A 25,151-nucleotide genomic window follows, 5' to 3' on the forward strand; every position below is an offset into this window, starting at 1 on the left:
AAGCATGGCCGAAGAGTTGGAGGCAGACACCACAGACGCGCCCGAGCGCGACGACGCCTATGCGCTGGACCGCAAGGCCGTCGCGGCGATTCTGTATGCCGTCGATATCGAAGACCGCGAACAGCTGATCACGCTGATGGAGCCGCTGCACGCGGCGGACATCGCCGACCTTCTGGAACAGGTGAACGCCTTTGATCGCGGGCGGCTGATCCGCCTGTACGACAAGGAAATCGACGGCGAGATCCTGTCGGAACTGGATGAGACGCTGCGCGAAGAGGTGATCGCCGCGCTGACGCCGCAGGTTCTGGCCGAGGCGGTGCGCGAACTGGACACCGACGACGTGGTCGATCTGGTCGAGGATCTGGAGACCGCGCAGCAGGATGCCATCATCGACGCGCTGGAGGCCGGGGATGCGGCGGCGGTCCGTCAGTCGCTGGCCTATCCGGAGTTTTCCGCCGGTCGCCTGATGCAGCGCGAGGTGGTCATGGCGCCCGAATACTGGAGCGTGGGCGACGCCATCGACTATATGCGCAGTTCCGAACATCTGCCCGAGCAGTTCTACCACGTGATTCTGGTGGACCCCAAGCTGCGCCCGGTGGGCAACGTGACGCTGGGCAAGATCATGTCCTCGCGGCGCGACGTGCTGCTGAAACGGATCGTCGAAGAGACCTTTCACACCATCCCGGTGACGCGGGATGAGGGTGAGGTGGCCTATGCCTTCAACCAGTACCACCTGATTTCCGCGCCCGTGGTGGATGACAACGACCGTCTGGTGGGCGTGATCACCATCGATGACGCGATGGCCGTGCTGGACGAGGAAAACGAGGAAGACATCCTGCGGCTGGCCGGTGTGGACGGCGAAAGCCGCCTGTCGGACAAGGTGATCGAAACGACCAAGCGGCGCTTTCCATGGCTGGCGGTGAACCTGTTGACGGCTGTCATGGCCTCGCTGGTGATCTCGCAGTTCGAAGAGGCGATCACGCAGGTGGTGGCGCTGGCGGTGCTGATGCCGATTGTCGCCTCGATGGGCGGCAACGCGGGCACCCAGTCGCTGACCGTGGCGGTGCGGGCGCTGGCGACCAAGGATTTGACCGGGTCGAACATCTGGCGCGTGATCCGGCGTGAGGTCGCCGTGGGGTTGATCAACGGCATCGCCTTTGCGGTGATCATGGGGATTGTCGGCATTGTCTGGTTCGGGTCGCTGCAACTGGGCGGGGTGATCGCGGTGGCCATGGTGGTCAACCTTGTGGTCGCGGGGCTGGCCGGGATCGCGATACCGGTGATCCTTGAAAAGGTCGGGGTGGACCCGGCGCTGGCCTCCGGCGCCTTTGTGACGACGGTGACCGATGTGGTCGGCTTTTTCGCCTTCCTCGGACTGGCCGTCGTGGTGTTGTTATGACGCTGGAGGCGCGCAAGGCGGCGGCGCGCAAGGCGGGCTTTGCCCGCCGCCAACAGGCGTTTGACACCCAAAGGCCCGGCGCGGCAGGCAAGCTGAGCGAGGTCTTGGCCGGCTATCGCGGCGCGCCCCTGTCCGGGTTCCTGCCGATCCGCACGGAAATCGACCCGGTCCCCGCCATGGCAGAGGCCGCGGCCCACGGGCCGGTGGGGGTGCCGGTGATCGTGGCCAAGGCGACGCCGCTGAAGTTCGCCCGGTGGGAGCCGGACTGGACGCTGGTCGAAGGCGCGTTCAAGGTGATGATCCCCGACCCGGCAGAGTTCCTTGAACCCGAAGTGCTGATCGTGCCGCTGATCGCGTTTTCACGCGCGGGCGGGCGGCTGGGCTACGGCGGCGGCTTTTACGACCGCACGCTGGAAATGCTGCGCGCCAAACGCCCGACGCTGGCCATCGGTTTTGCCTTCTCCGCGCAGGAGGACAACGACCTGCCGCTGGAATCCACCGATCAGCCGCTGGACTTGATCGTGACCGAATCCGAGGTCATCACCCCCACGGGCTGAGGTCAGACCGGCGGCGCGGGGGGCTTGGCCCGCAGCTCCAGCCGCCGCTCGCGTTCGAACACATACAGGCCAGAGGCGACGATGATCGCGATGCCGACCCATGTCAGTGGCGTCGGGAAATCGCCAAACGCCAGATAGCCGATCACCGTCGCGCCGACGATCTCCAGATACTGCAACGGCGCGATGGTGCCCGCAGGGGCCAGACGCAGCGCGTAGGTCAGGAACAGATGAGAGATCGTCGCCACCACACCGACACCCGCCAGCGTCCAGAGCGCGTGGCCCGAAGGCCAGACCGGGTCGAAATAGAGGTTGCCCGTGCCGTTGAAGATCAGTAGCGGCGGCAGGATCAGCAGCGTCGCCGCCAGCGCCGTGTGCCCCTGCAAGACCAGCGGATGCAGCCGCCGCGCCATGGCGCGTGTCATCAGCATGTAGACCGAAAACAGCGCCGCCGTGCCCAGCGGCAACAGCGCCACCAGTCCCAGATCGGAAAAACTGGGCCGGATCACCAGCAATGCGCCGCCAAAGCCGACGGCGCAGGCGGTCAGCCGCCGCCAGCCCACCGGCTCGCCCAGAAACACCGCGCCCATGAGGATCAGCACAAACGGCTCGACAAAAAAGATCGAGATCGCATCGGCGATCGGCATGTAGCGCAGCGCGGTAAAGAACATCCCCGTCGCCACCAACAGCGCTGCCGCGCGCACCACGTGCAGCGCCATATCGCGCAGGGTCACACGCTGGCTGTGGCCCAACAGGGCGGCCAGCGGCATCAGGATCGCCACCTGAATGGCAAAGCGGAACACAAGGATCTGCGGCACCGGCACAACCTCGGGCGTGGCCTTGGCCAACGCGTCCATCATCGGCGCGAACAGGCAAAAGGCTAGCATGAAGACAATGCCAAAGGTGGTGCGGTCCGGCGTGTTGGTCATGAAGGCCTCAAAGGTTTTGCGGCGCCAGATGACCCGCGCCGCAGGGGAATGTCAAAGCGCATCGTCCCGGCTTCTTCTTGGTCCAAATACCTCCGGGGGTGAGGCGCGCAGCGCCGAGGGGGCAGCGCCCCCTATCCCCGCTCTCCTCCGGGCGCAGGGCGGCAACAATCAACGGCAACGCCGGGCCACCTGACACGACATCAGGGCAGCAGCGACAGCCAGATCCACGCGGTGATCACCGACAGCGCCGTGGCGATCAGCACCGCCGAGGCGGCCACCCGCCTTGCCCGTCCGTACATATTGGCAAACACATAGGTGTTGATGCCCGGGGCCATGGCGGCGGTCAGCACCGCAGAGCGGAACGCCTCGACCGACAGGCCGGTAATCGTGCCCAGCGTCCATGTGATCGCCGGGTGCAACACCAATGAGACCGCGCAGATATAGGCGATCACCCGCCCGTCACCCTGCGGCTTGTAACGGCACAGAACCCCGCCCATGCCGAACAGTGCCGCGGGCAGGGCGGTGCGGATCATCATGTCCAGCGCGTCGGTGGCCACGGTTGGCAGTTGCAGGTTCGTCAGGTTGGCAAACAGCCCCAGACCGATCCCGATCACCAGCGCGTTGCGGAACATCGCCCGACCGACCTTGGCGGGCAGTGCGCGGTTCGAAATCCCGGCGGACCGGGCGCGCACGATCTCCATCGCGGTGATGCCGATGCCGTAGCAAAACGGCGAATGCAGCGCGACAATGACATAATTGGCTTGCAGGGCATCGCTGCCGTAGGCGCGTTCGGTCAGCGCAAGGCCGATCATCACGGAATTGGCAAACAGGCAGCAGAACCCGATGGCGACCGCGTCCTCCCAGTCGCGCTTGAACAGGTAGCGCGCGCCCAGCAGCCCGGCGGTAAACCCGGTGGCGGACCCGGTGTAAAAGCTGACCAGCAGCCACGGGTTGAAATCATCGCCCAGTTCCAGCGTCCAGATCGCGCGGAACAGCAGGCAGGGGATGGCAAAGCTTTGGGTAAAGCTCATCAGCCCGTCGACGCCGGATTCAGAGAACCAGCCTTTCCAGACCGCGCCATAGCCGGCGGCGATGACCAGAAACACCGGCAGGATGACGTCAAGCAGCGCCTGCATGTCGTTACATTTTCCGGTTGCGGTCAGAGAGCATAGCGCAGGACCATGCCGTCATAGGCCGGGGTGATATGCTCGGCGGTTTCCGCGTCGAGTTCGGCATAATCGAGGTCGATGTGCATATTGGTCAGCACCGCGCGGCGCGGTTGCGCGCGCGCGATCCATTCCAGCGACAGGGCAAGGTGCGCATGGGTCGGGTGCGGCTTGCGGCGCAGGGCGTCCAGTACCCAGCAGTCGAGGTTGTCCAAAGCAGGCCAGACGTCCTCGGGGATGGTCGCCACGTCCGGCAGGTAGGCCAGATCGCCGATGCGGAATCCCAGTGCCTCGATGCTGCCGTGGTTGACCTCGAACGGGGTGAGGGTGATTGGACCACCCGCGCCGTCGATGGTGAAAGGGCCGTTGATGGTGTGCAGGTTCAAGATCGGCGGATAGGGAGAGCCTTCGGGCTGCACAAAGGCATAGGCAAAGCGCGACAGCAGGTCGTCCTGTGTGTCGCCATCGGCCCAGACGTTCAGCCGCTCACGCGTGTTGAAGACGATCTGGCGCAGGTCGTCGAGGCCGTGGGTATGATCGGCATGGGCATGGGTCCAGACCACCGCGTCCAGCCGCCCGATGCCCGCATCCAGAAGCTGCGCGCGCATGTCCGGCGTGGTGTCGATCAGGACGGATGTGGTGCCGGCCTCAGTCTCGCGCTCGACCAGCATCGAGCAGCGGCGGCGGCGGTTTTTCGGGTTGTCCGGGTCGCAGTCGCCCCAGTGGCCGCCAAGGCGCGGCACGCCACCCGAGGACCCGCAACCAAGGATGGTAAAGCGCAGCTCGCCGCTCATGCGTTGGCCTCGTTGGTCGTGTCCGCCGTCCATGCGGCGGCCTTGGCGAAGAGGCGGTCAAAGTTGGCTTCGGTCTGTTTGGCGAAATCATCGTAGCCGAGGCCAAAGACCTCTGCGCCTTTGCGGGCAGTATGGGCCACATAAGCCGGTTCGTTGCGGCGACCGCGATGGGGCGGCGGCGCAAGGTAGGGGCTGTCGGTTTCGACCAGAATGCGCTCGACCGGGGCGGCGGCAAAGATGTCGCGCAGGTCCTGCGATTTGGGGAAGGCAGCGATGCCCGACATCGACAGGTAGAAGCCAAGGTCCAGCGCCGCCCGTGCCAGTTCCGCGCTGGAGGAAAAGCAGTGCATGACGCAGGAATAGGGCTGGGCGCGGTAGCCTTCGGTCAGGATGCGGGCCATGTCGTCATCGGCGTCGCGGGCGTGGATGATCAGCGGCAGGCCGGTTTCCTGCGCGGCCTCGATATGGATACGCAGGCTTTGCTTTTGGATCTCGGCGCTTTCTGCGGTGTAGTGGTAATCCAGCCCGGTCTCGCCAATGCCGACAAACTTTGGGTGTTTGGCAAGGGTCACCAGTTGATCCAGTGTCGCCAGCGGTTCGTCGGCGGCGGACATCGGGTGGGTGCCTGCGGCGTAGAACACCGGCGCGTTCGCCTCGGCGATGGCGCGCACCTGCGGTTCCAGCCGCAGGCGGGTGCAGATGGTGACCATGCGGTGCACCCCGGCCTCAAGCGCACGGGTGATGACCTCGGGGCGTTCCTCATCGAAGTCGGGGAAATCGAGGTGGCAATGGCTGTCGGTAATGGCGGGAACGGTCATGACGGCTCCTTGGTTGCCCGTGGGTATCTAGGATGGGGCGGGGAGGGTCAAGACGGCGGCGGCGACTAGGGGACTGCCAGCCCGGCGGGGCGGGCGACCGGCCGCAGGGTAAAGGGATCGGGGCGGAAACGCGGGTCGCGCGCGACGGGGCGCAGCGAGGACTCCGGGGCCTGCGCCGTGGGCGGGCCCCGCTCTGGATCGGGGATTTGCGGGTCCGGTTCGGGGGCCGGAGGTGTTTGCGGCTCTGGGTCGGGCTGTGGCAAAGGTTCCGGCTGCGGGTCGGGCTGTGGCTCTGGCTCCGGTTCCGGAAGTGGGTCCGGGTCGGCGGGTGGAACAGGGGCCGGGCCGGTTGGTGCGGGCAGCGGGTCCGGCTGTGGGGCCGGTGTGGGCTGTGGGTCGGGTGTGGGTGCCGGAGCGGGCGCGTCGGCCGGCAAAGGCGGGGGATCGGCGGGCGCTGCCCCCTCTGGCGTCGGCGGGGGCGGAGGCGGCGGTGGCGCTGCCGGTGTGGTATCCACCTGTGGCAGCGCGCCGTTAGCGGGTGCGACCAGCGCCGTTCCGGGAACGCGCGGCGCGGCGGGCGCGCTGAGGAGCGCCGCGCGCGAGGTCTGCAACTCGGTCGCGGCAAAGGGCGCGGGCAGCACCAGCACATTGGGCACGTCACCCGACACCGCCGGGCGCGGGCGTGGCGTGTCGTCCGGTGTTGGCGGCACCGTTGGTGCGTCGGGCGTTGCGGGAGCGGGTGGCGCGGGGATGCGTGCGGGCGACGTGGCCTCTGCCACCGGGGGGCGCGGCGCGGCCTCTGCCGGTGGCGCGGCGGGCGTTTCGGGCAAGTCGGCCTCTGGCGCGCGGTCCCATGCGGCGACAAGATCGCTCAACCCCGGCGTGAGCGGCGACAGGGCCAGCGCCGGATCGGGCGGCTCTGCCTCGGGTCGGGCGATCACGGCGAGGATCGCAAGGTGGACGGCCAGCGCCAGCGCGACGCAGACCAACGCCTCGATCAGCCGCACGCGGGTCATTGCGCAGCCTTTCCGGTGGTCACAAGATCAACACGCCCCGCGCCCGCCTGCGCCAGCGCCGACAGCAACCGCGCCAAGGCAACAGCGTCCGTCCGGCCATCGGTTTGCAGGCGCACCGGGCCAGCCCCGGCGGCGGCGGTGATGGCGGCCTCTCCGCGCAGGGTGCCAAACGACACCAGCCCCGAAGGCGCAAGGATCAGGACAGGGCGCATTGGGCCGGGCGCGTCCTCGACCGACAGCTTGCTGCGCCCGGCACTGCCGGGGTCGGCGAATTGCGCCGTCATCAGAAAGAAGATCAACAGCAGGAAAACCACGTTGATCATTGGCACAACGGGTTCCGCCCGCGCCTTGGGCGGACCGGGCCAGAACCGGCGGGGCGTGCTGAGCGGGACGCGGGCCATAGCGCTATTCCACCACGGCGAGGCGGGCAAAACCAGCCTCGCGCAGCGTGTTCAGCACCTCGACCAGCCGGTCGACGCCGGTGCCGGGGGCAGGGCGGAGAACAATGAGATCGTCCGGTGTGGCCATGAGCGGGTCAAGCGCCGCACGCAGGTCGGGCACGGGCAGACCATTGAGCGTGACGCCCACAGGCAGCACGGTCACAAGCCGCGGCGGGCCGCTATAGGGGGTCTCACCCCCCGGCGCGGCCAGCAGCAGCGAAATGCCATCGGTGCCTCCAAAGCGCGCCACCAGCATAAAGAAGACCAGCAGCAGAAAGACCACGTCGATCATCGGGGTCAGGCTGGGGCGGCGGCGGCGCGGAGAGACGGGCAGGTTCAGCATGGGATCAGGCCGGTTGCCCCTCTTCTTCCTCGACATAGGCCCAGGGGGTTGTGAAGACGCGGGTGACCAGATCCTCAAGGTCATGGGCCAGCCGGTCGGCCATGCCGTCAAAGATCGACAGCATGACACTGGCGGGGATCGCCACGGCCATACCGGCGGCGGTGGTCAGCAGCGCCGCCCAGATGCCGCCCGCCAGCGCCGCCGGATCGGCCTGCTGGCCGCTGTCTTGCAACGCCTGAAACGCGTCGATCATGCCCAACACGGTGCCCAGCAACCCCAGAAGCGGCGCGATGGTGACCACCAGATCCAGCATCCGCAGGCCCAGCCGGGTCTCGTTCAGCACGGCGCGGGCCTGTCTTGCGGATTCCTCGCGCGCGTCTTCTTCGGGGATCGACAGGCGCGCCTGCATCGCGGCCTGTACGACGCGGGCGCGCGGCGCGGGGTCAAAAGAGATATGCGACATCGCCAGCGTGGTCTGTCCCTGACCCCAGAAGCGCAAGGCCGTCTCTGCGCCTTCGCGTTTCCATGTGCCCCGGCGGAACATCTGCCAGAGTTTCCACAGGACGAGGCTTAGCGTCAGGACCGACAGGACAGCGATGGCCCAGAGCGCCGGGCCGCCACGGTCGAGGAACTGGGTGATTGTGCTCAGCATTGGGGGGCCTTCCGCGTGGGGGCGAGGGTGCCGTGTTCAGTGATCTCATGAAATGGCGTTTGGGGCGAGGGTGTCTTGCACGCGCGTCTGCACGCCCGCCCGGCGCGCGCCGGAAAAACAGATTTGGCGGCCCGACATGGGAACTGATGGGATGCGGCATGGGCCGAGATGGAACTAGAGGGGGATTTGATGGTCCGGACTGGGCGGAGACAGCCAAAACGGGCGAAACCCTGCCGAGTCACCGGGATTCGCCGCGATTTTTGATGAGTCACGCCGGCGTTTGAGGCAGAAAGCGCCTGTCGACCGGCGTGATCAGGCCTTCTGACCGCGGCAATCATGGTTTTTCTGGGCTCTGATGCGATTTTTTTCTCGGCCATGGGTTCGTCTATATCTTGTGTGCGCGCGGCGGGCTGTTCGCTAGGTTTGCCCGGATTTCGTCATCCTGAAGGGATTTTGCCCTAATTTTATGGGGCTGGCTACCGCTCGGATGAGTGGTTTCCCACAAAAAACTATTGAATACCATTCCTTCCCATGGCATCCATAGTCCACACGATGAGAACGGCAGCAAGGGCATCCAAGACCCGGCACTGAACTCAAATAATAACAAGAGCAGGTTTCATACAGGCGCACGCTCTCATCGTGACACAAGGATCCGGCGCGCGGGCGAGCAGACATCCCCCCAGGTGGCGCGCGCAGTCGGAGACACCCGCATAGCGGGTCCAGCGGCGGGTTGATCAATGGCAGCTGATCAACCCGCCGTATTTCGTTTCAAATCGGGGGATTGAAGGGGCCGAGGGCAGTGAGCCGCAGGCTGAGGTTCAGAGGCGAGTCTCGACTTAAGGTCGATGGAAAAGGTCGGATGTCCATTCCGGCCGATTTTCGCCGTGTCCTTGAAGCAGGCGACCCGGACTGGGATCCGACCTCCAAGGATCACACCAACCCAAGCTTTGTCATGGTCTACGGCCACCCGACCAACGAATACCTTGAATGCATGACGGTAGACGCGATGGAGCGGCTTGAAAACCGGATCGACGCGATGAAGGCCGGGCCGCGCAAAAAGATGTTGTCGCGGATCTATTCGTCGGGATCGGTGAATGCCGTGGTCGATGAAACCGGGCGCATCGTGATCCCCGCCAAGCTGCGCGCGCGTTACGGCATTACGGGCGAGACATATGCCGTGGCGAACCTGAACACGTTCCAGATCTGGAGCGCGGACCGCTACGTGCCGACGGATGCCGTTGATGAAGACGATCTGATGGAAGATCTTCCTGAGGACCCGATGGAATGGCTGGACGAAGCCGAGGAGGTCTGAGTGAGCGATCCTGCGGCGCAAAAGGGCGGCGCACCCCATGTTCCGGTGCTGTTGCGCCCGCTGTTGGCGGCGGTGGCGCCGGTCACAGGCGTCTGGATCGACGGTACGCTGGGCGCGGGCGGCTATGCGCGAGGATTGCTTGAGGCCGGGGCCGACAAGGTGATCGGCATCGACCGCGATCCGCTGGCGCATGAGATGGCGCGCGACTGGGGCGCGGAGTACGGCGACCGACTGGCGTTGTGGCAAGGCAATTTCGCACAGATGGACAAGGCGGCCGAGGCCGTGGATGGCGTGGTGCTGGATCTGGGCGTGTCCTCGATGCAGCTGGACCGGGCCGAGCGCGGCTTTTCCTTCATGAAGGACGGGCCGCTGGACATGCGGATGGGGCAAGAGGGGCCGACGGCGGCGGAGCTTGTCAATTCCGTTGAGGAGGCCGAACTGGCCAATATCCTGTTCATCTATGGCGAAGAGCGGCAATCGCGCCGGATCGCCCGCGCCATTGTGCAGGATCGCCCCTTTGACCGGACTTTGCCGCTGGCCGAGTTGATCGAACGGGTGCTTGGACGCACGAAACCGGGACAGGCCCATGCGGCCACCCGCAGCTTTCAGGCGCTGCGGATTGCCGTGAACGGAGAATATGACGCGCTGTGGCAAGGACTTATGGCCGCTGAGCGGGTGCTGAAACCCGGCGGGTATCTGGCGGTTGTGACCTTTCATTCGGTCGAGGACCGGATGGTGAAACGCTTTTTCCAACTGCACGGCGACAAGAAAACCCATGTGAACCGCTACGGCGACCAGACCCACGAGGCGACGGACCCTTTTACGGTGCTGACGCGCAAGGCCGTGGGGCCGGATGCCGAGGAACTGGCAGAGAACCCGCGGTCCCGGTCCGCCAAGCTGCGGGTCGGGCGGCGGACAGAGATCGCCGCGCGCCCGGTCGAGGCGGCGGAACTGTCGATGCCGATGATGAAACAGTCACCAAGGAGAAGATGAAAATGCGCAGCGTTCTGTTCCTGCTTGCCGCCATGGCCGTCATCACCTCCGGCTATTGGGCCTACTACGAAAACTACCGCACCAAGGCGGAACTGGACAATGTCGAGGACCTGCACCGCGAGATCGGGGCGGCGCGCGAACGTCTGGCGATCCTGCGCGCGGAATGGGCCTATCTGAACCGGCCCGACCGGCTGCGCGATCTGGCCGAGTTGAACTTTGACCGGTTGGGCCTGTTGCCGCTGCGCCCGGATCAGTTTGGCCGCATTGATCAGGTGGCTTATCCGCAGCCCGTGGTTCTGGACATCACCAAACCCGTCGACGTCACCTCTGCCGGAGCGACAAACCCATGACCCGCACGCCGCTGCGCCCGCTGGCGCGCATCCTTGAGGCCCGCCAGAAGGGCGAGAACCCCGACGTCATCGAGCGCGAGAACCGCAGGCTGCGGCATGAAGAGATCCGCGACCGGCTGCGGCTGCGCGCCGAAGGCCGTCTGCTGGTGCTGGCGGCCTTGTTTGTTTGTGCCTATGGCGTGGTTGGCGCGCGCATGGGGATGCTGTCGGCCTCTGAACCGGCAGAGCCGCGCGCGCAGGCCACCGGGGCCTCGATCATCGCGACGCGGGCGGATATCACCGACCGGCATGGCCGCATTCTGGCGACCAACATGTCGACCCACAGCCTGTATGCGCACCCGAACCGGATGGTCGATCCGGTGCGCGCGGCGCAGGAACTGGCGGCGATCTTTCCCGATCTCGACGCGGACAAGCTGACCGCCCGCTTTACCAACCCCAAGACCAAGTTCCTGTGGGTAAAGAAGAAACTGAGCCCCGAGCAGTTGCAGGCCGTGCATGACATCGGCGAACCGGGGCTGTTGTTCGGCCCGCGAGAGATGCGGCTGTATCCCAACGGCGCGCTGGCGGCCCATGTTCTGGGCGGGGCCAGCTTTGGCGACGAAGGTGTCCATGCGGCCGAGGTCATCGGCACGGCGGGCATCGAAAAGTTCTTTGACGAGGAAATGCGCGATCCCGCCCGGCAGGGCGTGCCGCTGACGCTGTCGCTGGACCTTTCGGTGCAGGCCGCCACCGAAGAGGTGCTGGATGCGGGCATGAAGCTGCTGAATGCCAAAGGTGCGGCCAGCGTGCTGATGGATGTCCATACGGGTGAGGTGATCGCCATCGCTTCACTGCCCGACTTTGACCCCAATGACCGCCCGCGTGTGCCGATTGCAGGCGAAAAGGCGGGCGACAGTCCATTGTTCAACCGCGCCGTTCAGGGGCTGTATGAGCTTGGCTCTACCTTCAAGATATTCACCGCCGCGCAGGCGCTGCAACTGGGGTTGGTCAATCCGCAGACGGTGATCGACACCTCTCCGCCCTACGAAGTGCTGGGGTTCAAGGTGGGCGAGTTTCAGGGCAAGAACTATGGCAAGCTGTCGGTCGAGGACGTGATCGTGCGCAGTTCCAACCGGGGCACGGCCAAGCTGGTCATGGCGATTGGTCGGGGTCGGCAAAAGGAATTCTATGGCAACCTTGGCATGTTCGACCCTGCGGGGCTGGAAATTGTCGAGGCAAAGCGCGCCAAGCCTCTGATCCCCGAGCGGTGGACCGATCTGTCGGCGGTTACGATCTCTTATGGGCACGGGATCTCTGTCTCGCCGCTGCATCTGGCGGCTGGCTATGCGATGCTGGGCAATGGCGGGCATGTGGTGCAGCCGACGTTGTTGAAACAGGATGGCCCCCGCATGGGGGACAAGCTGTTGAGCGATGACGTTGCGGCACAGGCACGCACGATGCTGCGCAAGGTCGTGAGCGACAAGAAGGGCACCGCGTCTTTCGCCGAGGTGCCCGGCTACCGCGTTGGCGGAAAGACCGGAACGGCGGAAAAGCCCAAGGAAAAAGGCAGCGGCTATCACAAGGACAAGGTGATCGCGACTTTCGCGGCTTTGTTCCCTACCGATGCACCGCGCTATGCGCTGGTGGTGATGCTGGATGAGCCGGTCGAGACCTCGGGGTCAACACCGCGCCGCACCGCCGGCTGGACGGCAGTGCCGGTCGCCGCCGAGATGATCACGCGGATTGCGCCGCTTCTGGACTTGCGTCCTGAGTATGATACGGGGCAGGTGAAAACGTTGACGACGGCCTCTGACTAGGCCGCGTCGGCGCGGGGCCACCTGCCTTGGCGCAGGGCCAGAACGACAGCCGGGGGGCGAATGAAACATGGCGTCTGAACGCAGCATCCTGACCAAAAGCCTGTCCCAACTGGGCCTGACCGCGCGCGGCGGACGAGAGGTGTCGGTGACGGGCCTTGCGGTGGACAGCCGCGAAGTGCGCGCGGGATTCCTGTTTGCCGCGTTGCCCGGCACGCGGGTGCATGGCGGCGAGTTCATCCAGTTCGCCTTGCGCATGGGGGCGGCGGCGGTGCTGACCGACGCGGCGGGCGCAAAGATCGCCGAGGCAGAGCTGGCGGCATCGGACGCGGCACTGGTGATTGCCGAAGATCCGCGTCAGGCGCTGGCCTATACCTCCGCGCTGTGGTTCGGGTCACAGCCCGATACGGTGGTGGCGGTGACCGGCACCAACGGCAAGACATCGGTCGCCAGCTTTACCCGCCAGATCTGGCAGGAACTTGGGCTGCGGGCGGTCAATATCGGCACCACCGGGGTCGAGGGCGATTGGCAGACACCGCTGAAACACACCACGCCAGAGCCGATCACCCTGCACCGGGTGCTGGCAGGGGCGGCAGAATCCGGCGTGACCCATGCGGCGATGGAGGCCTCAAGCCACGGCTTGGCGCAGCGGCGGTTGGACGGGGTAACGCTGGCGGCGGCCGGGTTCACCAATTTCACGCAGGATCATCTGGACTACCACGAAAGCTTTGACGAGTATTTCGCCGCCAAGGCGGGGCTTTTCGCGCGGGTGCTGCCCGACGACGGCGTGGCGGTAATCAACATCGACGATCCGCGTGGCGTGGACATGCTGGCCATCGCGCGGGCACGCGGCCAAGAGGTGATCACCGTGGGCCGCGAGGCGGCGGATCTGTGCCTTGAGGCGCAGCGCTTTGACGCCACCGGGCAGGAAATCCGGCTGAGTTTTGAAGGCACCGTGCGGCAGGAACGCCTTGGCCTGATCGGCGGCTTTCAGGCGGAAAACATTCTGGTCGCGGCGGGGCTGGTGATTGCCTGCGGTGGCGACCCGGAGGATGTCTTTGACGTGCTGCCCTTGCTGGGGACGGTGCGTGGACGGATGCAACTGGCGGCCAAGCGTGACAACGGCGCGGCGATCTTTGTCGATTACGCCCATACCCCAGATGCTGTGGCGACCGCCTGCAAGGCGCTGCGCCCGCATGTGATGGGGCGGCTGATTGCCGTGGTTGGCGCGGGCGGCGACCGGGACCGGGGCAAACGCCCGCTGATGGGCATGGCCGCCACGGAAAACGCGGACAGCGTGATCGTCACCGATGACAACCCGCGCTCCGAGGACCCCGCCCTGATCCGCGCGGCGGTGATGCAGGGCGCGCCCGAGGCACTGGAAGTGGCCGACCGGGCCGAGGCGATCCTGCGCGGCGTGGACGGGCTTGGCCCCGGCGACGCGCTGCTGATCTGCGGCAAGGGGCATGAGACCGGGCAGGTCGTTGGCGATACGGTCTATCCTTTCGACGACGTGGAGCAGGCCAGCATCGCGGTGGCGGCGCTGGACGGGAAGGGGCTATGAGCGCGCCTTTGTGGACCTCCGCCGAGGCGGTGGCCGCCACCGGCGGCAGCACCCCCTGCGACTGGACCGCAACGGGTGTGTCGATTGACACGCGGACTCTGAAAGCGGGCGATTTGTTTGTCGCGTTGAAGGCAGAGCGCGACGGGCATGATTTCGTCAAACAGGCGCTGGACAAGGGCGCGGCGGCGGCTTTGGTCAGCCGCGTTCCCGAGGGTGTGGACAACACCGCGCCGCTGTTGATCGTCAACGATGTGCAGGCCGGTCTTGAAGCCTTGGGTGAGGCCGCGCGCGCCCGCACCCGCGCCCGGGTCGTGGCGGTGACAGGCTCGGTCGGCAAGACCTCGACCAAGGAAATGCTGCGCACGGTTCTGGCGGCGCAGGGGCGCGTCCATGCCGCCGAGAAAAGCTATAATAACCACTGGGGTGTGCCGCTGACGCTTGCGCGGATGCCGCAAGACGTGGATTTTGCCGTGATCGAGATCGGCATGAACCATCCCGGTGAGATCGCGCCGCTGGCGCGTCTGGCGCGGCCGCATGTGGCGCTGATCACGATTGTGGCCCCCGCGCACCTTGCGGCCTTTGACAGCATCGAGGGCATCGCACGCGAAAAGGCCGCGATCTTTGACGGTCTGGAACCCTATGGCACCGCCATCTTCAACGGCGATCTGCCGGTCAGCCCCATCCTGCGGCAAAAGGCCGACGAGGGCCGCCGCTTTGCCGTCAGCTTTGGCGAGAAGGCCTGTAACCAATACCGTCTGTACCGGGTCTCTGTGCGCGATTCCTGTACCGTTGCCGTAGGCCGGGCAGGGGTTGAGACTCGATTGTTCAAGGTCATGGCCCCGGGGCGGCATTTTGCCGTCAATGCCATGGGTGCGCTGGCGGTGTCCGATGCGCTGGGCCTTGATCCGGCGCTGTCGGTCATGGCGCTGGGCCAGTGGGAGGCAGGTGCCGGGCGCGGCCAACGCGAAAAGATCGCGCTGGACCCGGTAGATGCCCGCATCAGCGTCGAGCTGATCGACGATGCCTATAACGCCAATCCCGCCTCGCTGGCAGCTTCGCTGGAGGTGCTGGCCGCAGCGGAGCCCCGGCACGGGGTAGGCCGCGTCGCCCATGGCCGCCGGATTGCCTATCTGGGCGACATGAAGGAACTGGGCCGCAGCGAAGTGGCCCTGCATCGCATCATTGCGCAGAACCCCGCGCTGGAGCGTATCGACACCGTGCATTGCATCGGCCCGCTGATGCAGCACCTGTGGCGCGATCTGCCACCGTCCAAGCGCGGCCACTGGACCGACACCGCCGACAAGATGGCCGAACGCGTCGCGCGCGATCTGGACGCGGGTGACGTTGTGTTGGCCAAAGGCTCGCTCTCGATGGGGGTGGGGCGCGTGGTTGACGCCATCCGCAAATTGCGCCAAGCGACACCGGATCTGGAAGGCTAGGAAGGACGAGGGCCATGCTATTCTGGCTGACAGAGTTCAGTGACGGCGGCGACGCCTTTAACCTGTTTCGCTACATCACCTTCAGGGCGGGCGGTGCCTTTCTGACGGCGCTGATCTTTGGCTTTATCTTTGGCCAGCCGCTGATCAACGTGCTGCGCAAGCGGCAGGGCAAGGGCCAGCCGATCCGCGACGACGGCCCCGAGGGGCATTTTGCCAAGGCGGGAACGCCGACGATGGGCGGTCTTCTGATCATCGGCGCGCTTGTCACCTCGACCTTGCTTTGGGCACGGCTGGACAACCCGTTTGTCTGGATGGTGCTGTTTGTGACGATTGCCTATGCGGCCATCGGTTTTGCCGACGATTACGCCAAGGTGAGCAAGCAGAACACCGCAGGCGTGTCCGGTAAGGTGCGGCTTTTGCTGGGATTTGTCATCGCGGGCATCGCCGGGTTCTGGGCTGCGGCCTATCATCCCGACGACCTGTCTTACCGGGTGGCCTTTCCGATCTTCAAGGACACGCTGGTTTATCTCAGCTACTTTTTCGTCCCCTTCGCGATGATCGTGATCGTGGGCGCGGCCAATGCCGTGAACCTGACTGACGGGCTGGACGGGCTGGCCATCATGCCGGTGATGATCGCCACGTCGACGCTGGGCGTGATCGCCTACGCTGTGGGCCGCGTCGACTTCACCGAATATCTGGACGTGCACTACGTGCCCGGCACCGGCGAAATCCTGATCTTTGCCGCAGGCGTTGTCGGCGGCGGTCTGGGGTTCCTGTGGTACAACGCCCCCCCGGCGGCGGTGTTCATGGGCGACACCGGGTCGCTGGCGCTGGGGGGTGCACTGGGGGCCATCGCTGTGGCCACCAAGCACGAGATCGTGCTGGCCATCGTTGGCGGGCTGTTTGTGGTCGAGGCCCTGTCGGTCATCATTCAGGTGTTGTATTTCAAACGCACCGGCAAGCGTGTCTTCCTGATGGCCCCGATCCATCACCACTATGAGAAAAAGGGCTGGGCCGAACCGACGATCGTGATCCGGTTCTGGATCATCTCGCTGATCCTTGCGATCATCGGGCTGGCCACGCTGAAAGTGCGCTAAGCCGGAAACGGTTTGTTTGACAGGTGCTTGCCGCACCTTTGTGACCTTATTGGAGAGCTGTCATGATCCCTGTTCGCGGGTTCGAGGGTGCCGTGGTCGCGGTGCTGGGGCTGGGCCGATCCGGCCTGTCGGCGGCGCGTGCGCTGCGCGAGGGTGGCGCGCAGGTGGTTGTCTGGGACGATACGGATTCGGCTCGTGCGCGGGCCGAGGCCGACGGGTTCGAGGCGCGGCGGCTGGACCGGACAGAGGCGTTTGACGACGTGGCCTGCCTGATCACCTCACCCGGCATCCCGCATCTATACCCGCGACCAAACGCCGCCATCCTGGCGGCTTTGCGCGCCGGTGTGCCGGTGGACAATGACATCGGGCTTTTCTTTCAGAGCCTTGGCGGCGATTGGGACATGTATGACCAGCCGCCCAAGGTGATCGCGGTGACCGGGTCGAACGGCAAATCCACCACCTCGGCGCTGATCCACCACATCCTGACCACCGCTGGCCGCGAAAGCCAGTTGGCGGGCAATATCGGGCGCGGCGTGCTGGACATCGACCCGCCGGGGGATGGCGGCGTGGTGGTACTGGAACTGTCCAGCTATCAGACCGATCTGGCGCGCAGCCTGACGCCGGATGTGGCTGTCTTCACGAACTTTTCCGCAGATCACCTTGATCGGCACGCGGGCCTTGGCGGCTATTTCGCGGCCAAGCGGCGGCTGTTCGCCGAAGGCGGGCCAGACCGCGCCGTAATCGGTGTCGATGAGGTCGAGGGGCTGTATCTGGCCGGTCAACTGTCAGAGGGGCGCGCGGATGACCGGGTGATCCGGGTGTCCAGCGGCCAGAAGCTGGCTGGCCCGGGGTGGTATGTCTTTGCCCGCAAAGGGTTTTTGTCAGAGTGGCGCAAGGGGCGGCAGGTCGGGGCGGTCGATCTGCGCGAGGTGGCGGGCCTGCCCGGTGCGCACAACCATCAGAACGCCTGTGCCGCCTACGCGGCGTGCCGGAGCCTTGGTCTGGCGCCGCGTGACATCGAGGCGGCGATGCACAGTTTTGCCGGTCTGCCGCACCGCAGTCAGCGCGTGGCAGAGTCCCGAGGCGTCACCTATGTCAATGATTCCAAAGCGACAAATGTGGATTCGGCGCTGAAGGCCTTGCTGGCGTTCCCGAAGGTGCGCTGGGTCTGTGGCGGGTTGATGAAAGAGGGCGGGCTGGCGGCAATGCAGCCCGCGCTGGACCATGTGCTCAAGGCCTACGTCATTGGCCGAGAGCCTGAAAGCTTTGCGCTGCAACTGCCCGGAGTCGCGACAGAAATCTGCGGCGACATGGCGACGGCGGTGGCCCGCGCCAGTGCCGATGCAGAACCGGGAGAGGTGGTCCTGCTGGCCCCGGCGGCGGCGAGTTTCGACCAATATGACAGTTTCGAGAAACGCGGGGAGGATTTCATCGCCTGCGTCAACGCCGCGACAGGCGCGAAATAAGGCGCGGTTTCAACCGGTTGCGCGGCTTTGGATGTCGCGCGCTGCGGCCATGCCAGAGGCCCAGGCCCATTGAAAGTTGTACCCGCCCAGCCAGCCGGTCACGTCGACCGCCTCACCGATCACGTAGAGGCCGGGAAGGTGCTTTGACATCAGAGACTTGGAGTCGATCCCCGTGGTCGATACGCCGCCAAGGGTCACCTCGGCGGTGCGATACCCCTCTGACCCGCTGGGTTTGAGCCGCCACGCCGTCAGCGCCTCTGTCAACTGGTCGATGCGCGTGTCAGACAGGTCGGCGATATTGCCTTTTAGATCAATCTCCTGCCCGAGAAAGCTGACAAGTCGCGCGGGCAAATGGGCACCCAGTTCAACGGTCAAAGCGCGTTTGCCATCGGTCTGGCGCTTGTCCTTGAGAAGGGCGGGCAGGTCCACCTCTGGCAGCAGGTTGACGGCGATCTCTTCGCCCTCGTGCCAGTAGCTGGAGATTTGCAGGATCGCGGGGCCGGACAGGCCGCGATGGGTGAACAGCATCGCCTCTGGAAAGCTGGCTTTGTCGTTTGACACCAGTGTGTTGGTTGCGACCCCGGCCAGCGGTGCAAAGCGGTCGCCAAAGGTGAGGGGCACCAGTGCCGGGCGGACCTCGGTCATCTCATGGCCAAACTGCTGGGCGATGTCGTAGGCGATGCCGGTGGCCCCCATCTTGGGGATGGATTTGCCGCCGGTGGCGAGAATCAGGTTTCGAGAAGTGATTTCAACCTCTTGCCCCTCTTTCTCGACACGGGTGACAAACCGGCCTTCGGCGTGGCGGATGTCCTTGATATCGGTACGCAGCCAGAGGCGCGCACCGGCCTTTTCCATCTCTTTCAACAGCATATCGACGATCTGGGTGGACTTCCCGTCGCAGAACAACTGACCCAACGTCTTTTCGTGCCATGCGATGCCGTAGCGGTCGACCAGTTCGATGAAATCCCACTGCGTATAGCGGGCAAGGGCGGATTTGGCGAAATGCGGGTTCCCGGACAAAAAACTGTTGGCGTCGCAATACATGTTAGTGAAATTGCAGCGCCCGCCACCAGAGATGCGGATCTTTTCGCCGGGGGCTTTGGCGTGGTCGATGACCAGAACATCCGGCCCCGCATGGGCGGCGGCCATCAGTCCGGCGGCGCCTGCGCCGAGGATCAGGGTGTTGACAAACATGGGCGGGACGTAGGCACAAACCCCGGAAAAGGCCAGAGGACAGCGAGGTGTCGACTGGACAAAAAGGCGCGTCAACGTGGCCGCGCGGGCACACCGGCCTCTCCGCCCCCGGATTCCTTTGGCGTGACCCGGAATTCTGCGCTACACTAACCGCTAGACCCGGAAAACCGGGCGATCCGAGGCAGTAGCGGTGTTCAGATGACAGAGATGGTTTATGGCACGGTGCCCGTTAAGGGTGGCGAGCCTGTGTTGCCCAAGTGGTGGCGGACGGTGGACAAGTGGACCTTGTCCTGCATTTTCATGCTGTTCGGTGTGGGGCTTTTGCTGGGTCTGGCGGCCTCGCCGCCGCTGGCGGAACGCATCGGGTTGCCGCCGTTTTACTATGTCCAGCGGCAGGCGTTCTTTGGCGGTCTGGCGATGATTGCCATGGTGCTGACCTCGATGATGGGGCCGGTGATGGTGCGGCGTCTGGCGGTGATGGGGTTTTTTGCGGCCTTCGTGTCGCTGGCGCTGTTGCCGGTGTTCGGCACGGATTTCGGCAAGGGGGCGGTGCGGTGGTACAGCCTTGGGTTCGCCAGCGTGCAGCCGTCTGAATTTCTCAAGCCACTGTTTGTGATCATGACCGCATGGCTGATGGCCGCAGGACAAGAGATAAGCGGCCCTCCGGGGCGGATGTATTCCTTTGTCATCATGTTCTCCATCGTGATGATGCTGGCGTTTCAACCGGACTTTGGGCAGGCAGCGCTTGTCCTGTTTGGCTGGGGCGTCATGTGGTTTGTCGGCGGCGCGCCGATGCTGTTGCTGGTGGGGCTGGCGGGGCTGGTCGTGTTGGGCGGCATGGTGGCCTACAACTCGTCCGAGCATTTTCAGCGCCGATTTGACGGGTTCCTGAACCCCGAAGTCGATCCGACTTCCCAGTTGGGCTACGCCGAAAACGCCATCCGCGAGGGCGGCTTTTTCGGCGTCGGTGTCGGTGAGGGGCAGGTGAAGTGGAGCCTGCCGGACGCGCATACGGATTTCATCATCGCCGTCGCGGCCGAGGAATACGGGCTGCTGATGGTTCTGGTGATCCTGACGCTGTACGCGGCCATCGTGATGCGCAGCCTGATCCGGCTGATGCGCGAGCGTGATCCCTTTATCCGGCTGGCGGGCACCGGCCTTGCCGCGATGTTTGGCGTACAGGCGATGATCAACATGGGCGTTGCGGTGCGACTGCTGCCCGCCAAGGGCATGACGCTGCCCTTTGTCAGCTACGGCGGCTCGTCTCTGATCGCGGGCGGCATCGCGGTGGGGATGTTGCTGGCCTTTACCCGGTCGCGGCCGCAGGGCGAAATCCGTGACATCCTGCGCGGACGGGCGCGGTGACACCCAAGGTATGGGCAGGAACCTGCCGGTCTTCCCCTTGTCATGGACGGGGACCTGCGGATGATATATCCGCGCGTAAATCGGGTACGGAGTTGGGTAAATGGGCGAGCGCAAGCCTTTGCTGGTGATGGCGGCGGGCGGCACAGGTGGACATATGTTCCCTGCGCAGGCCCTTGCGGAAATCATGCTGGCACGCGGCTGGCGGGTAAAGCTGTCGACGGACCAGCGCGGCGCGCGCTACACCGGTGCCTTTCCGGACGGGGTCGAAATAGAGACGGTTGCCTCTGCGACCTTTGACAGGGGCGGGGTGCTGGCCAAGGCGATGGTGCCTTTCCGGCTGGCCTCGGGGGTGCTGTCGGCGATCTTCGCGATGCGGCGGGACCGGCCCGACGTTGTGGTCGGCTTTGGCGGCTATCCCAGCGTGCCGGCGCTGACGGCGGCCTGGCTGTTGAAACTGCCGCGCATGATCCATGAACAGAACGGCGTTCTGGGCAAAGTGAACACATGGTTCGCCGCCAAGGTCGACGTGATGGCCTGCGGCACATGGCCCACCGATCTGCCCGAGGGGGTGGACGGTATCCACACCGGCAACCCTGTCCGCATGACGGTGCGGGAACGTGCCGGGGCGGGCTATATCGCCCCCGGTCCCTATCCGATGTCGATCCTTGTGATCGGCGGCTCTCAGGGGGCGCGGACGTTGTCCGACATCGTGCCGCCCGCGATTGCTGCGCTGCCGCTGGAGATGGTCGGCAACCTGCGGGTCAGCCATCAGGCGCGGGACGAGGATGAGTTGCGCGTGGCGACCTACTACGCGGAACACGGGCTGGACGCGGATGTGCAACCGTTCTTTCACGATGTGCCTGCCCGGATGAGCGAGGCGCAATTGGTGATCTCGCGCTCTGGCGCGTCCTCTGTCGCGGATATCGCGGTGATCGGGCGGCCCAGCATCCTGATCCCCTATCCGCATGCGACGGGCGATCACCAGATGGCCAACGCCCAGGCGCTGGTGGACGAAGGCGCGGCCATCCGCATTCCGGAAAGCAAGCTGACCATCGAGACCCTGACAGAGGCGATACAGGCGGTTCTGAGCAATGAACAGGGCGCGATCCGGATGGTACAGGCGGCGCTGCGGGTGGGCAAACCCGAGGCAGCGGACCACTTGGCAGCGCTGGTCGAAGAGCTGGCAGGCATAACAACAAACGAAGAGGGCACGGCAGATGAAGGACTTGGGGATTGAGCGGGGCGCCTGCATGACCGGTGCGACAAAGCTGCCCGGCGACGTGGGCGCGATCCATTTCGTCGGAATTGGCGGGATCGGCATGTCCGGCATCGCCGAGGTTCTGCTGGACCACGGCTATGCGGTGCAGGGGTCTGACCTGAAGTCGACCAAGATCACCCAGCGGCTGGTGGATCTGGGCGCGCGCGTGTTCGAAGGCCAGCGGGCCGAGAACCTCGAAGGCGCAGAGGTCGTCGTGATCTCCTCAGCGATCAAGCCGGGCAACCCTGAACTGGACGAGGCGCGCCGTCGCGGCCTGCCCGTCGTGCGCCGGGCCGAGATGCTGGCCGAACTCATGCGTCTGAAATCCAACGTGGCTGTGGCCGGGACGCATGGCAAGACGACCACAACGACGATGGTTGCGACCTTGCTGGATGCGGGAGAGTTTGACCCCACGGTCGTTAATGGCGGCATCATCCACGCCTATGGCTCCAACGCGCGGATGGGGCAGGGTGAGTGGATGGTCGTCGAGGCGGACGAAAGCGACGGCACCTTCAACCGGCTGCCCGCGACCATCGCCATCGTGACCAACATCGACCCCGAGCATATGGAGCATTGGGGCACGATCGAGAACCTGCGCAACGGGTTCTATGATTTCGTGTCGAACATTCCTTTTTACGGGCTGGCGGTTTGCTGCACCGACCACCCCGAGGTGCAGGCCTTGGTGGGACGTGTATCCGACCGCCGCGTGGTGACCTATGGGTTCAACGCGCAGGCGGATGTGCGCGCCGTGGGGCTGACGTATAAGGGCGGCGTGGCGCATTTCGACGTGGTGTTCCAGCAGAGCGGTGAGCGGATCGAGGGCATGACCCTGCCGATGCCGGGGGATCACAACGTGAGCAATGCCTTGTCGGCCATCGCGGTGGCGCGGCATCTGGGCATGTCGGGCGATGAGATCCGCAAGGCCTTGGCGGCCTTTGGCGGCGTGAATCGGCGCTTTACCAAGGTGGGTGAGGTTGGTGGCGTGACGATCATCGACGATTATGGCCATCATCCGGTTGAGATTGCCGCCGTTTTGAAAGCCGCGCGGCAGGCCAGCGAGGGGCGGGTGATCGCGGTGCATCAGCCGCATCGGTACAGCCGTCTGTCGCATCACTTTGAGGAATTCTGCTCGTGCTTCAACGAGGCGGACGTGGTGGCGATTGCCGAGGTGTTTGCCGCCGGGGAGGACCCTATTCCGGGGGCCACGCGCGACGATCTGGTGGCGGGTCTGGTGCGGCATGGCCATCGGCATGCGCGGGCGATCCGCGACGAGGACGATCTGGAGCGGCTGGTGCGAGAGCAGGCGCAGCCGGGTGATATGGTGGTCTGTTTGGGGGCGGGTACGATCTCGGCCTGGGCAAATGGGCTGCCGGCGCGTCTGGAGGCGGTGCCGGGCTGAAGCCCGGCCTACGGGTGTCCACGTGTGGACAGCGTTTGGGGTGTGAAAATTCAATAGGTTACAGAGACGTTTTTACGTTTCCTTAAGAAATGGCCCCTTCGGGGGCTGTTTTTGTTTGGGGGCGCTGCCCCGTCTCCCTGCGGTCGACTCCCCGGGATATTTTTGGACAGAAGAAACTGGGGTGAGGGATAAGCCGTTGCGGTTTGGCCGGGCTGCGGCGAGAGTTGCGGGATGAAGGCCGAGGATATCGAGGGTCGGAAAACACTGGAGGCGTGGTTGGAAACGCGACCACGGCAGGATGCAGTCGTGATCGCGCATCGGGCGGCGCTGCGGGTCTTGCCGATCTGGGGTGCCGCGATGGGGGAGGATTGGGCAATTGAAGATCGTCTTTCAGTGCTCCCGCTACTGCGTTGTTGTCTAGTTTCAGCGTTTGATACCAATGGCGCTTTGGTTTTTAACAAAGCGGCAATGGCTGCTTTTGGACCCGATGCAGTTTATGGAACGTTCATGGCGGCCCAAGGTAAAGGCAGAGTCAGTGCGGCATTTGCATCTGCTCGGGCAGCTGCGCGAGCATCCGCTTCAACACGGTTTTCGGATTCGGCAGCCTTTGCAGCTGCACGTTTTTCTCCGGAGCAATCAAGAGAGATTGTGGGTGATGCGACCGCTTTGCAAGAGGGGCTTGACCCAAGAAATTCCGCCATTTGGGCTGAAGGCAAAGCCCCCGATTGGTTTCGAGACGCCGATGCTAAGATGCGGGCTTTGTGGCATCTTGATCGAAACACGCGTTGGGAGTTTTGGGAGCGGTGGTGGGATGGCGCCATACGAGGTGAACCACTTGACCCCAATCTTCAACTAGCGGTCGCTCATGGGATCGACGAGGTCACTTGGAAAGACCCGGACAATGTGGCGGCGCGGATTGTCGAGATTGAGGCGCGGTTCAAGCTGGATCAAGTGATCGCCGCAAGCCCGCACGCTTGGCGGATTGCGTTGGACCACAAGACCGGCCTGTTCAATGCCTATGCCATTGAAACGCGCGATCTGTCCGAGATCGTTGCGGGAGTTAGTGAGACGATCAGCGAGTTCCACAGACGCTGCAAACTTCTGAAAATCTCTAATTTCGGTCAGTCCGTTCAATTGGCGTTCAAGCCGGTGATTGACACGTTGCGGCGTGATTTGCGTCGGCACGCGGACGCGCCCTACAGCCTTTTCAAGTCGCTGGAATATGCGCGTGTTGAGATGGAAGAGATTGCGCAGGTCGAGATGTATGCCGGGGAAAGCTATGTCTCCCGGTTTTTCAAGATGCTGGATGACCATGCCGAAGACATTTGCCTGAACGCGCCGGAGGTTGTCGAGCAGTTGAAGGCCAAGGCGGCCCTGCGATACGAACTTTGCACCGTCGAGCGACGTATGATGATGATGCGTCAGACACTTGGCCTGCATCTGGATGCGGAGGGGATCCTGAAGCGGGCGGCGCTGGAGGCGTTGGTTGTACTTCAGGACGCGGAGGCCAGCGACGCACGGAAAAAGGACGCCTTTTACTTTTGCACCGCGATCTTGCCGCGTGCGGCCCGTGCCTATCTGGCCGAGAAAGACGAGACGGGAGAGGCGCCCAAAGGGTCGAAAGCATCACGGGCCAAGCGCATTGTCGACGCCGCCGATGCGCTGTCCAAGCTGGACAAGGGGAAGGATGCGCTCGTAGAGAACGTGCCAGACATGTATGAAGGGGCGCAGAGCTTGCTTGAATTCATAGACAGCAATGCTTGGCCGTTTTGATCGTGGGCTTATGGGATTTGCGCCTGTCCCGTCAGCA

The 25,151-nt window shown here is 64.6% G+C and carries 23 protein-coding genes; 14 read left to right on the forward strand and 9 right to left on the reverse strand.

All coding sequences use genetic code 11. From position 1 onward, the window contains the following. Positions 1–4: 4 nt before the first annotated feature. Together mgtE and VOI21_RS16660 are read left to right on the forward strand one after the other, a co-directional pair. Positions 5–1,399 (forward strand): magnesium transporter, encoded by a 1,395-nt coding sequence (gene mgtE, locus VOI21_RS16655; protein ID WP_323771072.1) that lies wholly within the window; start codon positions 5–7, stop codon positions 1,397–1,399. Further along, positions 1,396–1,956, forward strand: a complete 561-nt coding sequence (locus VOI21_RS16660; protein WP_323771073.1) for a 5-formyltetrahydrofolate cyclo-ligase — start codon at positions 1,396–1,398, stop codon at positions 1,954–1,956. The genes mgtE and VOI21_RS16660 overlap by 4 nt, the downstream gene beginning before the upstream one ends. 2 nt (positions 1,957–1,958) lie before the next feature. Here VOI21_RS16660 and VOI21_RS16665 read toward each other — a convergent pair whose 3' ends face one another. From VOI21_RS16665 to VOI21_RS16700, 8 genes are all read right to left on the reverse strand, one after another. Beyond that, on the reverse strand, positions 1,959–2,882 hold the full coding sequence (locus VOI21_RS16665; RefSeq protein WP_323771074.1) for a DMT family transporter: 924 nt from the start codon (positions 2,880–2,882) through the stop codon (positions 1,959–1,961). 200 nt (positions 2,883–3,082) lie between these two features. Then, positions 3,083–4,018 carry an AEC family transporter gene (locus tag VOI21_RS16670; RefSeq protein ID WP_323771075.1) on the reverse strand — a complete coding sequence of 312 codons (936 nt, stop codon included), beginning with the start codon at positions 4,016–4,018 and terminating at the stop codon, positions 3,083–3,085. 23 nt (positions 4,019–4,041) lie between these two features. Then, complete coding sequence (locus VOI21_RS16675; RefSeq protein WP_323771076.1) at positions 4,042–4,842, reverse strand: MBL fold metallo-hydrolase; 801 nt, start codon at positions 4,840–4,842, stop codon at positions 4,042–4,044. Further along, positions 4,839–5,660, reverse strand: coding sequence for a TatD family hydrolase (locus tag VOI21_RS16680; protein ID WP_323771077.1), 822 nt, complete (start codon positions 5,658–5,660; stop codon positions 4,839–4,841). Before VOI21_RS16680 ends, VOI21_RS16675 begins: the two co-directional genes overlap by 4 nt. Before the next feature lie 65 nt (positions 5,661–5,725). Further along, positions 5,726–6,676, reverse strand: coding sequence for a hypothetical protein (locus VOI21_RS16685; RefSeq protein WP_323771078.1), 951 nt, complete (start codon positions 6,674–6,676; stop codon positions 5,726–5,728). Continuing rightward, the gene (locus tag VOI21_RS16690) at positions 6,673–7,077 is read right to left on the reverse strand and encodes an ExbD/TolR family protein (RefSeq protein WP_323771079.1); all 405 of its coding nucleotides are present in this window, start codon (positions 7,075–7,077) and stop codon (positions 6,673–6,675) included. Before VOI21_RS16690 ends, VOI21_RS16685 begins: the two co-directional genes overlap by 4 nt. 4 nt (positions 7,078–7,081) lie before the next feature. Beyond that, positions 7,082–7,459, reverse strand: coding sequence for a biopolymer transporter ExbD (locus VOI21_RS16695; protein ID WP_323771080.1), 378 nt, complete (start codon positions 7,457–7,459; stop codon positions 7,082–7,084). 4 nt (positions 7,460–7,463) lie between these two features. Further along, on the reverse strand, positions 7,464–8,111 hold the full coding sequence (locus tag VOI21_RS16700) for a MotA/TolQ/ExbB proton channel family protein (protein WP_323771081.1): 648 nt from the start codon (positions 8,109–8,111) through the stop codon (positions 7,464–7,466). Between the two features lie 859 nt (positions 8,112–8,970). Between VOI21_RS16700 and VOI21_RS16705 the strand changes: the two genes are divergently transcribed. The 8 genes from VOI21_RS16705 to murD all read left to right on the forward strand — a co-directional run bounded on the left by VOI21_RS16705 (position 8,971) and on the right by murD (position 18,125). Continuing rightward, complete coding sequence (locus tag VOI21_RS16705) at positions 8,971–9,423, forward strand: cell division/cell wall cluster transcriptional repressor MraZ (protein ID WP_323771082.1); 453 nt, start codon at positions 8,971–8,973, stop codon at positions 9,421–9,423. After that, positions 9,424–10,416 carry a 16S rRNA (cytosine(1402)-N(4))-methyltransferase RsmH gene (rsmH, locus tag VOI21_RS16710; RefSeq protein WP_323771083.1) on the forward strand — a complete coding sequence of 331 codons (993 nt, stop codon included), beginning with the start codon at positions 9,424–9,426 and terminating at the stop codon, positions 10,414–10,416. Between the two features lie 2 nt (positions 10,417–10,418). Beyond that, positions 10,419–10,766: a cell division protein FtsL gene (gene ftsL / locus VOI21_RS16715; protein WP_323771084.1), complete on the forward strand. Its 348-nt coding sequence runs from the start codon at positions 10,419–10,421 to the stop codon at positions 10,764–10,766. Then, positions 10,763–12,562, forward strand: a complete 1,800-nt coding sequence (locus VOI21_RS16720) for a penicillin-binding protein 2 (protein ID WP_323771085.1) — start codon at positions 10,763–10,765, stop codon at positions 12,560–12,562. The genes ftsL and VOI21_RS16720 overlap by 4 nt, the downstream gene beginning before the upstream one ends. A gap of 67 nt (positions 12,563–12,629) precedes the next feature. Next, the gene (locus tag VOI21_RS16725) at positions 12,630–14,123 is read left to right on the forward strand and encodes a UDP-N-acetylmuramoyl-L-alanyl-D-glutamate--2,6-diaminopimelate ligase (protein ID WP_323771086.1); all 1,494 of its coding nucleotides are present in this window, start codon (positions 12,630–12,632) and stop codon (positions 14,121–14,123) included. Then, positions 14,120–15,562, forward strand: coding sequence for a UDP-N-acetylmuramoyl-tripeptide--D-alanyl-D-alanine ligase (locus tag VOI21_RS16730; protein WP_323771087.1), 1,443 nt, complete (start codon positions 14,120–14,122; stop codon positions 15,560–15,562). The genes VOI21_RS16725 and VOI21_RS16730 overlap by 4 nt, the downstream gene beginning before the upstream one ends. 14 nt (positions 15,563–15,576) lie before the next feature. Beyond that, complete coding sequence (gene mraY, locus VOI21_RS16735) at positions 15,577–16,659, forward strand: phospho-N-acetylmuramoyl-pentapeptide-transferase (protein WP_323771088.1); 1,083 nt, start codon at positions 15,577–15,579, stop codon at positions 16,657–16,659. A gap of 62 nt (positions 16,660–16,721) precedes the next feature. Beyond that, positions 16,722–18,125: a UDP-N-acetylmuramoyl-L-alanine--D-glutamate ligase gene (gene murD / locus VOI21_RS16740; RefSeq protein ID WP_323771089.1), complete on the forward strand. Its 1,404-nt coding sequence runs from the start codon at positions 16,722–16,724 to the stop codon at positions 18,123–18,125. A 9-nt stretch (positions 18,126–18,134) separates the two neighbouring features. Here murD and VOI21_RS16745 read toward each other — a convergent pair whose 3' ends face one another. After that, entirely contained in the window at positions 18,135–19,319 is a 1,185-nt protein-coding gene (locus VOI21_RS16745; RefSeq protein ID WP_323771090.1) for an NAD(P)/FAD-dependent oxidoreductase, read from the reverse strand. Positions 19,320–19,517: 198 nt separating this feature from the next. Between VOI21_RS16745 and VOI21_RS16750 the strand changes: the two genes are divergently transcribed. The 4 genes from VOI21_RS16750 (at position 19,518) to VOI21_RS16765 (ending at position 25,114) form a co-directional block, all read left to right on the forward strand. Then, complete coding sequence (locus VOI21_RS16750) at positions 19,518–20,684, forward strand: putative peptidoglycan glycosyltransferase FtsW (protein ID WP_323771091.1); 1,167 nt, start codon at positions 19,518–19,520, stop codon at positions 20,682–20,684. 100 nt (positions 20,685–20,784) lie between these two features. Then, positions 20,785–21,921 (forward strand): undecaprenyldiphospho-muramoylpentapeptide beta-N-acetylglucosaminyltransferase, encoded by a 1,137-nt coding sequence (murG, locus tag VOI21_RS16755; protein WP_323771092.1) that lies wholly within the window; start codon positions 20,785–20,787, stop codon positions 21,919–21,921. A 13-nt stretch (positions 21,922–21,934) separates the two neighbouring features. After that, a complete protein-coding gene (gene murC / locus VOI21_RS16760) occupies positions 21,935–23,341 on the forward strand; it encodes a UDP-N-acetylmuramate--L-alanine ligase (protein ID WP_323771093.1) in 1,407 nt (468 codons plus the stop codon). Between the two features lie 231 nt (positions 23,342–23,572). Then, on the forward strand, positions 23,573–25,114 hold the full coding sequence (locus VOI21_RS16765; protein WP_323771094.1) for a hypothetical protein: 1,542 nt from the start codon (positions 23,573–23,575) through the stop codon (positions 25,112–25,114). Positions 25,115–25,151 lie beyond the last annotated feature (37 nt).

It is taken from the genome of Antarctobacter sp. (assembly GCF_034670325.1).
In the GTDB taxonomy this organism is placed as follows: domain Bacteria; phylum Pseudomonadota; class Alphaproteobacteria; order Rhodobacterales; family Rhodobacteraceae; genus Antarctobacter.

What these genes read in the sequence shown, in the direction of transcription:
- mgtE (WP_323771072.1), top strand. Translation starts at nt 5, where the DNA reads ATGGCCGAAGAGTTGGAGGCAGACACCACAGACGCGCCCGAGCGCGAC.
- VOI21_RS16660 (WP_323771073.1), top strand. Translation starts at nt 1,396, where the DNA reads ATGACGCTGGAGGCGCGCAAGGCGGCGGCGCGCAAGGCGGGCTTTGCC.
- VOI21_RS16665 (WP_323771074.1), bottom strand. Translation starts at nt 2,882, where the DNA reads ATGACCAACACGCCGGACCGCACCACCTTTGGCATTGTCTTCATGCTA.
- VOI21_RS16670 (WP_323771075.1), bottom strand. Translation starts at nt 4,018, where the DNA reads ATGCAGGCGCTGCTTGACGTCATCCTGCCGGTGTTTCTGGTCATCGCC.
- VOI21_RS16675 (WP_323771076.1), bottom strand. Translation starts at nt 4,842, where the DNA reads ATGAGCGGCGAGCTGCGCTTTACCATCCTTGGTTGCGGGTCCTCGGGT.
- VOI21_RS16680 (WP_323771077.1), bottom strand. Translation starts at nt 5,660, where the DNA reads ATGACCGTTCCCGCCATTACCGACAGCCATTGCCACCTCGATTTCCCC.
- VOI21_RS16685 (WP_323771078.1), bottom strand. Translation starts at nt 6,676, where the DNA reads ATGACCCGCGTGCGGCTGATCGAGGCGTTGGTCTGCGTCGCGCTGGCG.
- VOI21_RS16690 (WP_323771079.1), bottom strand. Translation starts at nt 7,077, where the DNA reads ATGGCCCGCGTCCCGCTCAGCACGCCCCGCCGGTTCTGGCCCGGTCCG.
- VOI21_RS16695 (WP_323771080.1), bottom strand. Translation starts at nt 7,459, where the DNA reads ATGCTGAACCTGCCCGTCTCTCCGCGCCGCCGCCGCCCCAGCCTGACC.
- VOI21_RS16700 (WP_323771081.1), bottom strand. Translation starts at nt 8,111, where the DNA reads ATGCTGAGCACAATCACCCAGTTCCTCGACCGTGGCGGCCCGGCGCTC.
- VOI21_RS16705 (WP_323771082.1), top strand. Translation starts at nt 8,971, where the DNA reads ATGTCCATTCCGGCCGATTTTCGCCGTGTCCTTGAAGCAGGCGACCCG.
- ftsL (WP_323771084.1), top strand. Translation starts at nt 10,419, where the DNA reads ATGCGCAGCGTTCTGTTCCTGCTTGCCGCCATGGCCGTCATCACCTCC.
- VOI21_RS16720 (WP_323771085.1), top strand. Translation starts at nt 10,763, where the DNA reads ATGACCCGCACGCCGCTGCGCCCGCTGGCGCGCATCCTTGAGGCCCGC.
- VOI21_RS16725 (WP_323771086.1), top strand. Translation starts at nt 12,630, where the DNA reads ATGGCGTCTGAACGCAGCATCCTGACCAAAAGCCTGTCCCAACTGGGC.
- VOI21_RS16730 (WP_323771087.1), top strand. Translation starts at nt 14,120, where the DNA reads ATGAGCGCGCCTTTGTGGACCTCCGCCGAGGCGGTGGCCGCCACCGGC.
- mraY (WP_323771088.1), top strand. Translation starts at nt 15,577, where the DNA reads ATGCTATTCTGGCTGACAGAGTTCAGTGACGGCGGCGACGCCTTTAAC.
- murD (WP_323771089.1), top strand. Translation starts at nt 16,722, where the DNA reads ATGATCCCTGTTCGCGGGTTCGAGGGTGCCGTGGTCGCGGTGCTGGGG.
- VOI21_RS16745 (WP_323771090.1), bottom strand. Translation starts at nt 19,319, where the DNA reads ATGTTTGTCAACACCCTGATCCTCGGCGCAGGCGCCGCCGGACTGATG.
- VOI21_RS16750 (WP_323771091.1), top strand. Translation starts at nt 19,518, where the DNA reads ATGACAGAGATGGTTTATGGCACGGTGCCCGTTAAGGGTGGCGAGCCT.
- murG (WP_323771092.1), top strand. Translation starts at nt 20,785, where the DNA reads ATGGGCGAGCGCAAGCCTTTGCTGGTGATGGCGGCGGGCGGCACAGGT.
- murC (WP_323771093.1), top strand. Translation starts at nt 21,935, where the DNA reads ATGACCGGTGCGACAAAGCTGCCCGGCGACGTGGGCGCGATCCATTTC.
- VOI21_RS16765 (WP_323771094.1), top strand. Translation starts at nt 23,573, where the DNA reads ATGAAGGCCGAGGATATCGAGGGTCGGAAAACACTGGAGGCGTGGTTG.